Annotated in this window: 11 protein-coding genes, 1 tRNA gene and 1 pseudogene; 4 read left to right on the forward strand and 9 right to left on the reverse strand. The window is 72.6% G+C overall.

Features of this window, described 5'->3' with window-relative positions; genetic code table 11:
- Positions 1-288 precede the first annotated feature (288 nt).
- The 3 genes and pseudogenes from ACFYWL_RS15200 (at position 289) to ACFYWL_RS15210 (ending at position 2962) form a co-directional block, all read left to right on the forward strand.
- Positions 289-1197, forward strand: a complete 909-nt coding sequence (locus tag ACFYWL_RS15200) for a DUF3631 domain-containing protein (RefSeq protein ID WP_386972538.1) — start codon at positions 289-291, stop codon at positions 1195-1197.
- A gap of 321 nt (positions 1198-1518) precedes the next feature.
- On the forward strand, positions 1519-1755 hold the full coding sequence (locus ACFYWL_RS15205; RefSeq protein ID WP_377587915.1) for a helix-turn-helix transcriptional regulator: 237 nt from the start codon (positions 1519-1521) through the stop codon (positions 1753-1755).
- Positions 1755-2962: pseudogene (locus tag ACFYWL_RS15210) on the forward strand (tyrosine-type recombinase/integrase). The gene ACFYWL_RS15205 and the pseudogene ACFYWL_RS15210 overlap by 1 nt, the downstream one beginning before the upstream one ends.
- An 84-nt stretch (positions 2963-3046) precedes the next feature.
- On the opposite strand, the gene ACFYWL_RS15215 reads toward ACFYWL_RS15210, so the two are convergent.
- The 9 genes from ACFYWL_RS15215 to ald all read right to left on the reverse strand — a co-directional run bounded on the left by ACFYWL_RS15215 (position 3047) and on the right by ald (position 12111).
- Positions 3047-3120, reverse strand: a tRNA-Pro gene (locus tag ACFYWL_RS15215).
- Between the two features lie 739 nt (positions 3121-3859).
- The gene (gene der, locus ACFYWL_RS15220) at positions 3860-5263 is read right to left on the reverse strand and encodes a ribosome biogenesis GTPase Der (protein ID WP_386972541.1); all 1404 of its coding nucleotides are present in this window, start codon (positions 5261-5263) and stop codon (positions 3860-3862) included.
- Positions 5260-5940, reverse strand: a complete 681-nt coding sequence (cmk, locus tag ACFYWL_RS15225; protein ID WP_386972544.1) for a (d)CMP kinase — start codon at positions 5938-5940, stop codon at positions 5260-5262. Before cmk ends, der begins: the two co-directional genes overlap by 4 nt.
- Before the next feature lie 188 nt (positions 5941-6128).
- A complete protein-coding gene (locus ACFYWL_RS15230; RefSeq protein ID WP_043968101.1) occupies positions 6129-6899 on the reverse strand; it encodes a pseudouridine synthase in 771 nt (256 codons plus the stop codon).
- The gene (gene scpB, locus ACFYWL_RS15235; protein WP_386972548.1) at positions 6886-7692 is read right to left on the reverse strand and encodes an SMC-Scp complex subunit ScpB; all 807 of its coding nucleotides are present in this window, start codon (positions 7690-7692) and stop codon (positions 6886-6888) included. Before scpB ends, ACFYWL_RS15230 begins: the two co-directional genes overlap by 14 nt.
- Positions 7685-8716 (reverse strand): segregation and condensation protein A, encoded by a 1032-nt coding sequence (locus tag ACFYWL_RS15240; RefSeq protein ID WP_386972551.1) that lies wholly within the window; start codon positions 8714-8716, stop codon positions 7685-7687. Before ACFYWL_RS15240 ends, scpB begins: the two co-directional genes overlap by 8 nt.
- Positions 8717-8837: 121 nt before the next feature.
- Positions 8838-9761, reverse strand: coding sequence for a ParA family protein (locus tag ACFYWL_RS15245; protein WP_043968099.1), 924 nt, complete (start codon positions 9759-9761; stop codon positions 8838-8840).
- A gap of 209 nt (positions 9762-9970) precedes the next feature.
- Entirely contained in the window at positions 9971-10921 is a 951-nt protein-coding gene (locus ACFYWL_RS15250) for a tyrosine recombinase (RefSeq protein WP_386972603.1), read from the reverse strand.
- 74 nt (positions 10922-10995) lie between these two features.
- Complete coding sequence (gene ald, locus ACFYWL_RS15255; protein WP_386972554.1) at positions 10996-12111, reverse strand: alanine dehydrogenase; 1116 nt, start codon at positions 12109-12111, stop codon at positions 10996-10998.
- Positions 12112-12399: 288 nt separating this feature from the next.
- Here ald and ACFYWL_RS15260 point away from each other — a divergent pair, with 288 nt between their 5' ends.
- Positions 12400-12651 (forward strand): TM2 domain-containing protein, encoded by a 252-nt coding sequence (locus tag ACFYWL_RS15260; protein WP_386972557.1) that lies wholly within the window; start codon positions 12400-12402, stop codon positions 12649-12651.
- Positions 12652-12732 lie beyond the last annotated feature (81 nt).

Here is a 12732-nt window from a genome sequence, read left to right on the forward strand (position 1 = left end):
CGACGGCGCGGCGATCCTCGACCAGGTACGCGCCTGCCTCACCAAGTACGTGATCCTCCCCAGCCCTGAAGCGGTCGACGCCGTCGCGCTGTGGATCGCCGCGACCCACGCCCAAGCCGCCTGGGCACACGCGCCCCGACTCGTCATTCGGGCACCGGAGAAGCGGTGCGGGAAGTCGCGTCTTCTCGACGTGGTCGAGGGCACCTGCCACGACCCGCTCATCACCGTCAACGCCAGCCCCGCCGCCGTCTACCGGGCCATCGGCACCGGCCAACCCCCACCCTGCTCGTGGACGAAGCCGACACCCTGTTCGGCGGGAAGAGCGCCGACACCAACGAGGACCTACGCGGGCTACTCAACGCCGGTCACCAGCGCAACCGGCCCGCGATCCGGTGGGACAACAACACCCAAAGCCTGGATAAGATCCCCACCTTCGCCATGGCCGCCCTCGCCGGCATCGGCGCGATGCCCGACACCATCGAAGACCGCGCCGTCGTCATCCGTATGCGCCGCCGCGCCCCCGGCGAGCAGGTCGCCCCCTACCGGCACCGCCGCGACGGCCCCGCCCTGCGCGCCGTCGCGCAACGCCTGGCCGGATGGCTTCGAGCCAACCTCACCCTGCTCGAAGCCGCGGAACCGCCCATGCCGGTAGAGGACCGGGCCGCCGACACCTGGGAACCCCTCGTGGCCGTCGCCGACCTCGCCGGGGGCACCTGGCCGACACGCGCCCGCCAGGCCCTCACCGTCCTGACCGCCGAAGCCGACGACGCCGGCAACGTCTCCCAACGCGTCCGGCTCCTCGCCGACATCCGCACCGCGTTCGCCACCCTCGGCAACCCGCCCGCCGCACCCACCGCCGACCTACTCGCCGCCCTCAACGGCGACCCCGAAGCACCCTGGGCCGAGAGCGGCCCCAACGGACTGACCGGCAAAAGGCTCGGCGACCTGCTCCGCGAGCTCGGCGTCAAGTCGGAGACGATCCGCTTCCCCGTCGGGCAGGCCAAGGGCTACAACCGGACCGCGTTCGCCGACGCGCGCCAGCGCTACTGCCCCGCACCCGAGAACCCTTCCACGGGGGTATCGGTACCACCCGTACCAACCTCGATTCCGCAGGTCATCCCCGGTACGGGTCACGTGCCTGTTACGGATCGATCCGTACCACGACGCACCCTCACCACCGCCCCCGGTACGCGTTAACCCGTACCGCGATTCAACCCGTACCAACCCTGACCAGGGAAAACGACCCTGGTACGCGTGGTACGCGTACCCCGGCCACCCGGAACAGCCCCAACCGGCCGCCAAGGGAACGCCGCTCCCTCAGAACGGCCCACTGAGAAGCCCTGAGCCGCACCGGGCCCCACCCGCCCACCGGGCGACACCGGATCGCGGCCCCACGACGCTCCCAGCGGGTCGTTCTGCGCCCATCTGCGCTAATACCTCCCGCTTCCCCTCCGCAACACCAGCCGCCGACCGAAAGGCACCACCGTGCGACTCGTGACGCAGAACGCCTCACCAGAGATGCCCGCCGCGCCAGAGGTAGACGACACCATCCGACTCTCGTCCAAGCCGTTCATGTCCACCGAGGAGCTTGCCGAGCTGCTCGACGTCGACCCGTCGACCATCCGGCGGTGGCGCACCGTGCCACCCTTGCAGGGCCCGCCGTTCATCCAGATCTCCGACCGCGTCGTGAAGTACGTGACGGCCGACGTCGAGCGGTGGCTTTCCGCTCGCCGGGTCTACCCGAAGGCGGCTTGATGGCACCCCCACAGCAACCACCGATCGGCGTGCAACTCGCCACCGATGTGGAGTTCCGCGCCGGCCGTGACCGGCCCTACCGGGCGCGCGTCCGGTGGATCGACCCGTCGACCAAGCGCCGGTTGTCCAAGTCCACGTCGGTAGCCACGCCCGAAGAGGCCAAAGCGTGGATCGATGAAATGGTCAGCACAGCACGGGGTGGCGTCGACCCGCTCGCCGCAACAAAGCGACTGGCCGAGTACGGCGAAAGCGTGATGACGCTGGCACTCCGAGGATTGGAACGCAAGACCCTCGACCCGTACCTCGCCGGATGGCGAAAGCGGGTCGTGCCCGCTCTCGGACACATCCCGGTCCGAATGATCACCAACGGCGCGGTAGACCGGGCCGTGCACGGATGGATTGCCGACGAGTGCAGTCGATCCACGGTCAAGAACAGCCTCGCCGTGCTGGTCCGGGTCATGCAACAGGCCGTACGCGACGGAATCATCTCGCGAAATCCCGCCCAGGTCACCGGATGGCAGCGCGAGTACCAACGGGCAGAAGACGAGTTGGACGACCCGCGCACGCTGGCGCTGCCTCACTGGGAAGCGCTGACAGGGCTTGCCGCCGCGCTGGTCGAGCGATCCGCGAACGGCTTTCCCGGTTGGGGTGACGTCACGATCTTCGCCGCCTGCACGGCAGCGCGGATCGGCGAGGTGTCCGGCGTCCGGGCCGAGGACATCAACCGGGAAACGTGGATGTGGACGGTACGCCGACAGACCACACCAGGACCCGGTGGCCTGATCGACAAGGGCACCAAGGGAAAGCGCGCGCCCGCGTGGTCCCGCTGATCGAAGAGGTGCGGCCGATCGTGGCCCGCCGCCTGGACTCGGTCGCCGAGCCGCATTCTCGGCTGTTCACCGGGCCGCGAGGTGGACGGATCAGCACTGCCGTACTGCGCGACGCGACGCACTGGGATGAGGTGGTCACGAAGCTGGGCTACGAACACCTACGCCGGCACGACCTGCGCCACACCGGCCTGACCTGGATGGCCGACGCCGGGGTGCCGGTGCACGTGCTCCGCAAGATTGCCGGCCACGGGTCGCTGACCACGACGCAGCGGTACTTGCACCCCGACCGGCAGTCGATCACCGACGCGGGAACGGCGCTCAGCGCGCACTTGAAGGCACGCAGGTCCCCAAATGGTCCCCAGCTACGCGCCGTCTAGATCAGCAATCCCCTACCGGGACGAGATGAATTAGAACCCGTTGACCAGGGCATATGCCTTGGTCAACGGGTTCCTTAGCAAGTGTCGGGACGGCCGGATTCGAACCGACGACCCCTTGACCCCCAGTCAAGTGCGCTACCAAGCTGCGCCACGTCCCGATGCTCCCGCGAGGCACCTGCTTCCTGCGACAGCCGGTACAGCTTAACGCACGATCTTCCGCGCGCACGCATCGGCCCCGTCCCGATCGTCGGCCCACATCCGCTATGGCCTCCTAGGAGGATAGGGGGGATCTGTCTGGGAGGGCGGTGGACGAGCTGGGCTTCGTGAGCATCCACGGACGCGGCCAGATTGACCGGGCAGGCATCCAGCCTGGGCATGGGTCCGCGCCCGCCGCTGCGCCCCCGCCTTGCCTGCCGCCAGCGCCCTACCACCGCCGCCCGCCGCGCCTCTGCCGCCTGCCGCCGGCGCGGCCTCCTGAAGGTGGACAGTTGCTGTTCGTCAGCGACAACAACTGTCCAAGATCACAGCGGTAGAGGCTCGCCGGTCACCGGCGCGGGGCGGGGCGGGGTGTTGGGCCGGGCGCGGCATGCCCCGACGCCGTGGAGAACAGGACCGCGAGCCCGGTTCCGGGCGGAGACGGGCAGACCGGGAACCCGACCCCCGAACAGACACAGGCAGGACCGCGAACCCGACCCCCGAACAGACACAGGCAGCCCGGATGAAGGCGTAGGGGCACGCCAAGTCGGGCGAGGACGTGGCGGCGGCAAGCCCGGCCCCGCCAGGCGGGACCGGGCGGCAAGCGGGTCAGGGCCCGAGGCCAGGAAGACAGGCCCGAGGCCAGGAAGACAGGCCCGAGGCCAGGAAGACAGGGCCCGAGGGGCAGGAGGCGGCGGGGCGTCAGCCGTGCGCCTTGCCCCGGCCGCCCGGGCCGAGCTTCTTGCGCGGGCGTACCGAAATCTCCACCGGGCTGCCCTCGAAGCCGAACTCCTCGCGGAGCTTGCGCTCGACGAAGCGCTGGTAGCCGGCGTCCAGCGGCGCGGTGGTGAAGAGCACGAACCGCGGCGGGGCGACCCCCGCCTGGGTGGCGAAGAGGATCTTCGGCGCCCGGCCGCCGCGCACCGGGTGCGGGGTGGCCTGCACCAGGGCCGTCAGCCAGGAGTTGAGCTGCGCCGTGGGCACCCGGGTCTCCCAGCTCGCCAGGGCCTTGCGCAGGGACGGGGCGAGCTTGTCGACCGCCCGGCCGGTCTTGGCCGACAGGTTGATCCGCAGCGCCCAGGGGATGCGGCGCAGCTCGCGCTCGATCTCCTTGTCCAGGTAGTACCGGCGGTCGGCGTCGACCAGGTCCCACTTGTTGAAGGCGATGACCAGAGCGCGGCCCGCCTCGGTGACCATGGACAGGATCCGCTGGTCCTGCTCGCTGATCGGCTCGCTGGAGTCGAGCAGCACCACGGCCACCTCGGCGGCCTCGATCGCCGAGGCCGTGCGCAGGCTGGCGTAGTACTCGGTGCCGCTGGCCTTGCCGACCCGCTTGCGCAGCCCGGCGGTGTCGACCAGCTGCCAGGTCTCCCCGCCGATCTCGACGAGGCTGTCCACCGGGTCGACGGTGGTGCCGGCGACCGAGTCGACGACCGCCCGTTCCTCGCCGGAGAACCGGTTGAGCAGGCTGGACTTGCCGACGTTGGGCCGGCCGACGAGGGCCACCCGGCGCGGGCCGCGCGGGCGGTTCTCCACGATCGCCGGGGCCTCGGGCAGGGCCTGGAGGATCCTGTCGAGCAGGTCGCCGGAGCCCCGGCCGTGCAGCGCCGATACCGGGTGCGGCTCACCGAGGCCGAGCGACCACAGCGACGTCGACTCCATCTCGATGGTGGTGTTGTCGGCCTTGTTGGCCACCAGGATGACCGGCTTCGCGCTGCGCCGCAGCATCTTGACGGCGGCCTCGTCCACGTCGGTGGAGCCGACCATGGCGTCGACCACGAACAGCACCACGTCGGCGGTGGCGACGGCGATCTCGGCCTGCGCGGCGATCGCCGCGGCCCGGTCCTTCGCGTCCGGCTCCCAGCCGCCCGTGTCGACGACCGTGAAGGCCCGGCCGGACCACTGCGCGTCGTAGGGGACCCGGTCCCGGGTCACGCCGGGGATGTCCTCGACGACCGCCTGCCGCCGACCAATGATGCGGTTGACCAGGGTGGACTTGCCGACGTTGGGACGGCCGACGACGGCCACCACCGGCACCGGCCCGGTCGGCTCCTCGGTGTCGGCGTCCGGCTCGCGCAGCTCCACCCAGCCCTCGTCTGTGGTCACGCCACGCCCCGATCGGTCAGCAGCGCGCGCAGCCGGTCGACGACCTCGTCGATGCCCAGCTCCGTGGTGTCCAGCACCACCGCGTCGGCGGCCTGCTGCAACGGGTCGGCCTTGCGGGTCGAGTCGAGCCGGTCGCGGCGGGCCAGGTCGGCGGCGGTGGCGGCCACGTCGGTGGCGTCCTCCGCGCTGCGCCGCTGGGCGCGCGCGGCCTCGGAGGCGGTCAGATAGACCTTCAGGTCCGCGTCGGGGGCGACGACCGAACCGATGTCCCGGCCCTCGACGACGATCCGGCCGGCCTTCGCGATCATCTCCCGCTGCCGGGCCACCAGCAGGGCCCGCACCGACGGTACGGCGGCCACGGCGGAAACCGCGCCGGTGACCTCGGGGCCCCGGATCTCGGCGTCGACGGTCACGCCGTCGGCGGTCACGGCGTACCCCTGGGGGTCGGTGCCGATGCGCAGGTCGACCTCGGCGGCGACCTTGCCCACCGACTCGGCGTCGGTCAGGTCGACCCCGGAGCGCAGCACGGCCCAGGTGATCGCCCGGTACATCGCCCCGGTGTCCAGGTAGCGGGCCCCGAGGCCCGCGGCGAGCCGCCGGGAGACGGTGGACTTACCCGAACCGGACGGCCCGTCCACAGCGACCACGCAGCGCCCGGCCCGTACGTTTTCCTCCACCGTGATCCTCCTCAGCCCGTGCCTCGCGGGGCCCGGCGGCCCGTCGCGAGCGGTGTGTCGTCGTCGTCAATCATGCCCGCGGCCCGTCGAGGGGCCACGCGCGACGCCGTCGGTGGCGACCCACGCCACCGTGCGTCCCGTCCGGGACGTCACGGAAGCCTACCTGTTGGGGTACCCCGTCCTACGGGTCAGTCACCCACCGCCTTGAACAGGGCGGCGACCTCGGCGTTGGTGAGCCGCCGGGTGCGGCCGGCGCGCAGGTCGCCGAGGCGGATGGGCCCGATCGAGGTACGCACGAGGCGCGACACCGGGTGCCCGACCTCGGCGAGCAGGCGTCGGACGATGTGTTTGCGCCCCTCGTGCAGGGTCAGCTCCACCTGGGCGGTCTTGCCCAGGGTGTCCACCACCTTGAAGGAGTCGACGGTGACGGGGCCGTCCTCCAGCTCGACGCCGGCGGCCAGCCGCTTGCCGAGGTTGCGCGGGATCGGCCCGGCCACCTCGCACAGGTACGTCTTCGGCACCCCGTACGACGGGTGGGTGAGCCGGTGGGCGAGGTTGCCGTCGTTGGTGAGCAGCAGCAGGCCCTCGCTGTCGGCGTCGAGCCGCCCGACGTGGTAGACCCGCTGCTCCACCCGGTGGCCGACGAAGTCGGACAGGGCGGTGCGGCCCTTCTCGTCCGCCATGGTGGAGACGACGCCGCGCGGCTTGTTCAGGGCCAGGTAGACCAGCCGGGTGTCGGCCTGGAGGCGTTCGCCGTCGACGAAGATGACGTCGCGGGTCGGGTCGGCCCGGTCGCCGAGCTGGGCCACCTTCCCGTTCACCGTGACCCGGCGGCGGAAGATCAGGTCTTCGCAGGCGCGGCGGGATCCCACGCCGGCGGCGGCCAGCACCTTCTGGAGGCGTTCGGCCCCCTCGAAGACGGGCGCGTCGGTCTTGGGGGCACGGTCATCGCGTCGCATCGGCAAGCTCTTCTACGTCGTCGGGGAGGAACGGGGCGAGCGGGGGCAACTCGTCGACCGAGTTCAGCCCCAGCTTCTCCAGGAACATCGTGGTGGTGCGGTAGAGGAAGGCGCCGCTGTCCGGTTCGGCGCCGCACTCCTCGACCAGCCCGCGGGAGACCAGCGTACGGAGCACCCCGTCGCAGTTGACACCCCGGATGGCCGAGATGCGTGACCGGGTCACCGGCTGCCGGTACGCGACCACGGCGAGGGTTTCCAGCGCCGCCTGGGTCAGCCGGATCGACTGCCCGTCCAGCACGAACCGCTCGACGTACGTGGCGTATTCCGGGCGGGTGTAGAGCCGCCAGCCTCCTGCGGCCCGGCGCAGCTCGAAGCCGTGCCCGGCGGCGGTGTAGCCGGCGGCGATGTCGTCGAGCAGCGGGCCGATGCGCTCCGGGGGCTGTTCGAGGACCTGGGCCAGGGTCAGCTCGCTGACGGGCTCGTCCACGACCAGCAGGATGGCCTCCAGCGCCCCGCGCAGCTCCGCGTCGTCGAGTTCGGGTGCCGTCGGGGGCGCGGGAGCGCTCCGCCGCCGCGGGGCCCGCTGCTTCCGCTCCCCTGCCAAGGAGATCGTGGAAGAATCCGGCCCCTCCGCGGGCCGTTCGCTTCCAAGATCTTCCCGGGCGGCCGGCGGCGGGGCGTCCGGCGGCGGGGCGGGGGGGTCCGGTGGGGCGGGGGGACGGGGGCGGTTCCAGGGCGGGACCCAGGCGGCGGCCTGGTCGGCCAGGGAGTCCGGGCGCTCCTCGTCACTCATCACGCTGCTCCTCGCCGTCCAGTCTCCCGCCGTCTTCGCCACTATCACCCGCGCTCCCGCCGGTGCCGTCCGGCTCGGGCGGGGCGCCTGCGTACTCGTCGACGTGCAGCTCGGCGCCGCCGTCGGCGGGGCCGGTCCAGCGAACGGTCAACTCCTCCAGGGCCTGCTCCTGCACGAAGGACACGTGGCCCTCCCGGTACAGCTCCAGCAGCGCCAGGAACCGGGCCACCACCTCCAGGGTGGCCTCGCAGTCTGCGCAGAGCAGGGAGAACGTGGCGACGCCGGCCCGACGCAGCCGCTCGGCGATGATCGCGGCGTGCTCCCGGACGCTGACCCGGACCAGGTGCACGTGCGCGATGGACACCTCGGGCACCGGCTTCGGCGTCATCGCCCTGACCGCCAGCTTGAGCAGCCGCTCGGGGCCGATGCCGAGCACCAGGTCGGGCAGCGCCTCGGCGTAGCGGGCCTCCAGGGTGACCGCTCGGGGGTAGCGCCGGCCTCCGACCGCCTCCAGCTCGGCGATGTGCGCCGCCGCCTCCTTGAACGCCTTGTATTGCAGCAGCCGGGCGAAGAGCAGGTCCCGCGCCTCCAGCAGCGCCAGGTCCTCCTCGTCCTCGACCTCGGCGGCGGGCAGCAGGCGGGCCGCCTTCAGGTCCAGCAGGGTGGCGGCGACCAGCAGGAACTCGCTGGTCTCGTCCAGGTCCCACTGGTCGCCCATGGCCCGCAGGTAGGCGATGAACTCGTCGGTGACCCGGTGCAGGGCGACCTCGGTGACGTCCAGCTTGTGCTTGCTGATGAGCTGGAGCAGCAGGTCGAAGGGGCCGGTGAAGTTGTCCAGCCGGACGGTGAACCCGGCGGTCTCCCCGCCCGCGCCGGCACCGGCCACACCGCCCTCGCCGGCCACACCGCCCGCGCCGTCGCCGGCCGCGCCGGCACCGGTCACGCCGCCCTCGCCGGCCACACCGCCCGCGCCGGTCGCCGGGGTCGGCGGCGCGGTGGGCGGGTCCAGGGGCGGCGCGGTCACCGGACGACCGTAGTCCACGCCCCGGGCGGCGCGACGACAAGGCCACCCCGGCGGCGCGCGACCGCCGATCGCTGGTGCGCCCCCGGGCGGGGACGGGCGCGCCGACGACGGGTCACCCGGCCTACCGCTCCGCCTGCGCGGCGATCACCTCGCGGGCGAGCTGCCGGTAGTTGCGGGCGCCCGACGAGGCCGGGTCGAGGGTGGTGATGGGCGCGCCGGCCACGGTGGACTCGGGGAACTTGACGGTCTTGGTGATCACCGTCTGGTAGACCTTGTCGCCGAACGCCTCGACCACCCGCTGGAGCACCTGCCGGCAGTGGGTGGTGCGGCTGTCGTACATGGTGGCGAGAATGCCCTCCAGCTCCAGGTCGAAGTTGAGCCGCTCGCGCACCTTGTCGATCGTGTCCAGCAGCAGGGCCACGCCCCGCAGGCTGAAGAACTCGCACTCCAGGGGGATGAGCACGCCGTGCGCGACGGTCAGCGCGTTGATCGCCAGCAGGCCGAGGGAGGGCTGGCAGTCGATGAGGATGTAGTCGTATTCCTTGCGGATCGACCTGAGCACCCGGGCCAGCGCCATCTCGCGGGCGACCTCGTTGACGAGCTGTATCTCGGCGGCGGAGAGGTCGATGTTGGCCGGCAGCAGGTGCAGCCCGGCCACGTCCGTCTTGATCAGGACGTCCTCGGCGGTGACGTCGTCCTGCATGAGCAGGTTGTAGACCGACAGGTCGAGGTTGTGCGGGTTGACGCCGAGGCCCACGGAGAGGGCGCCCTGCGGGTCGAAGTCGACAAGCAGCACCTTGCGGCCGTATTCCGCGAGCGCGGCGCCCAGGTTGATCGTGGTGGTGGTCTTGCCGACGCCGCCCTTCTGGTTGGCCATGGCGATGATCCGGGCCGGCCCGTGCCGGTCGGTGGGCATCGGCTCGGGGATCGGCTTGCGCATCGTGTAGGCCGCCGGGTCCGCCGGCCCGAGGTCCGCGCCGAGCGTGGCCTGCTGCTCGCGGAGCTCCGTCGTCCAGGTCTCGGCACGGTCACCGTTGCCAGCCATGTCCTCGTTGCCCCCTCCCGACGACCACCTGGCGTCGGAGCCGTCCGACGTCCCTCGCGGCGCCGCTGCGCACCCCGGTCCTGTCGCCCCGCAAGGTCCGCGCCATGCCGACTGTACGCCACCGGTCAGCAGGGCGTTCGGCACCGGTACGGCGTGTCGGCCCCGACCGGCCGGTCCCGGCGGGCGGGCCGGCTCGGCGCGTCCCGCGGTCAGCCGCGGGCGCGCGGGTGGGCGGTGGCGTACACCTCGCGCAGCCGCTCCACGGTGACCAGCGTGTAGACCTGGGTGGTGGTCACCGAGGCGTGGCCGAGCAGTTCCTGCACGACCCGCACGTCGGCCCCGCCGTCGAGCAGGTGGGTGGCGTACGAGTGGCGCAGGGTGTGCGGGGAGACCGCGTTCGCCCCGTCCACCGGCAGCCCGGCGCGCTCGGCGGCCCGCCGCAGGATCGTCCAGGCCCCCTGCCGGGTCAGCGCGCCCCCGCGCGCGTTGACGAAGACCGCCGGGGTGCCCCGGCCGGCGGCCACCAGGGCGGGTCGGCCGCGCACCAGCCAGGCGCGCAGCGCCTCGACGGCGTACCCGCCGACCGGCACGAGGCGGCTCCGGCCGCCCTTGCCGCGCAGCAGCACCGCCGCCTCGCCGCTGTCGAGGCCGTCGAGGTCGTCGATGGCCGCGCCGACGGCCTCGGAGATCCGCGCGCCGGTGCCGTACAGGAACTCCAGCAGCGCCCGGTCGCGCAGGGCGAGGGGCGCGCCGTCGCCGGTGGCGGTCACCGGGCCGGCGGTCTCCAGCAGCCGCACCACCGCGTCGACGGCGAGCGCGCGGGGCAGCCGGCGCGGCGGGGCGGGCGGGCGGACGTCGCGGCTCGGGTCGACGCCGGCCAGCCCCTCGCGCAGGGCGAAACGGTGCAGCCCGCGCACCGCCGACGCGGCCCGGGCGGCGGAGGAGACCGCCAGCGGCGGGTGGCCGGCGTCGCCGGCGCGCAGCCGGGCCAGGTGCGCCTCGACGACGCCCGCGCCGACGGCGGCGAGGTCGGCGATCCCGGCGGCGGCGAGGGTGGCCAGGTAGCGGTCCAGGTCCCGGCGGTACGAGGCGAGGGTGTTCGCGGACAGGCCACGCTCGACGGTGAGGTGGTCGAGGTAACCGCGCAGGGCGCGGCGCAGGGCCGGCGAGGGTTCCGCGCCGGCCCCGTCCGGTGCCCCGGCCCCGTCCGGTGTCCCGGTGTGCGGCTGCCCGCTCAGGCCAGCACCTCGGCCAGCGGCCGGGTCGGCATGCCGTGCGCCTCGGCGACCGGCCCGTAGACGACCTGCCCGTCGTGGGTGTTCAGGCCCAGCGCCAGGGCCGGGTCGCGGCGCAGCGCCTCGCGCCAGCCGTGGTTGGCCAGCTCCAGGGCGTACGGCAGGGTCACGTTGGTGAGCGCGTAGGTGCTGGTGTGCGGCACCGCGCCGGGCATGTTCGCCACGCAGTAGAAGATCGAGTTGTGCACCTGGTAGGTCGGCTCGGCGTGCGTGGTGGGCCGGGAGTCCTCGAAGCAGCCGCCCTGGTCGATGGAGATGTCGACGAGCACGCTGCCCGGCTTCATCCGGGAGACCAGCTCGTTGGAGATCAGCGTGGGCGCCTTCGCCCCGGGGACGAGGACCGCGCCGATGACCAGGTCCGCGTCGAGCACGGCCCGCTCGATCTCGTACGCGTTGGAGGCGACGGTCTGCAGGTGGCCGCGGTAGATGGCGTCGGCCTGGCGCAGCCGGGCCACGTTCTTGTCCAGCAGCAGCACTTCGGCCTGCAGGCCGAGCGCGATCGCGGCGGCGTTCATGCCGGACACGCCCGCGCCGATGACCACGGTCTTCGCCGCGTACACGCCGGAGACGCCGCCCATCAGGATGCCGCGCCCGCCGCCCTGCCGCTGCAGGTGGTACGCGCCGACCTGCGGGGCGAGCCGGCCGGCCACCTCGGACATCGGGGCGAGCAGCGGCAGCGACCGGTCGGGCAGCTCCACGGTCTCGTACGCGATGCCGGTGACCCCCCGGTCGACCAGCGCGTCGGTGCACGCCCTGGACGCGGCCAGGTGCAGGTAGGTGAAGAGCACCTGCCCGGCGCGCATGCGGTGGTATTCCTCGGCGACCGGCTCCTTGACCTTGAGCACCAGCTCGGCGGTGTCCCACACCTCGTCGGCGGTGGCCAGGATCTTCGCGCCGGCGGCGGCGAACTCCTCGTCGGTGATGCTCGACCCGACGCCGGCGCCGGACTCGACGAAGACCTGGTGGCCGCTGCGGGTGAACTCGTTGACGCCCGCCGGCGTGATGGCCACGCGGTATTCGTGGTTCTTGACCTCGCGAGGGATTCCGACCTTCACGATGCAGACACCTCTCTCCGGGGCCGTCCCGCCCCGACCGCCCGGCGCGCGGAGGCCCCGTTGCCGCCGCGGTCCACCGTCCCGCCGGCGGCAGTCTAGGCGGGCCGCCCGTTTCGCGGCGCCGACACTGTGCCATCCCGTTCCCGGGGGTGCTGACGATGTGTCAGGCGTCGATGGGGCCGGCGGTGGAGAGCGGATCAGCCGTTCCGCCAGTGTTCGCCTCCCATCGTCCCACCGGTGGGGTGCCGCTGCGGACAGGACGTGAGTCGATCACTATGGTTTCGCCCCATGACCACTCCTCACCAGCAGTACCCGCAGGGCGTCTCCGACAAGAGCAAGGTCGTCGCGGGTGTACTCGGCATCCTCCTCGGCGGCTTCGGCGTCGGGCGGTTCTACATGGGCGACACCAAGATCGGCGTGCTCCAGCTCGTGGTGACCCTGGTCACCTGCGGCTTCGGTGCCCTCTGGGGCACCATCGACGGCATCCTGATCCTGGTCAACGGCGGCGTCGACGGGCAGGGTCGCCCGCTGCGCGACTGATCTCCGCCTCGTCGCGAAGGGGCCGTGCGGTTCGCCGCACGGCCCCTTCGACGTCACTGTCCGCCGCCACCGGCGCGCGGG

It is taken from the genome of Micromonospora sp. NPDC002575, assembly GCF_042889525.1.
GTDB lineage: Bacteria > Actinomycetota > Actinomycetes > Mycobacteriales > Micromonosporaceae > Micromonospora > Micromonospora carbonacea.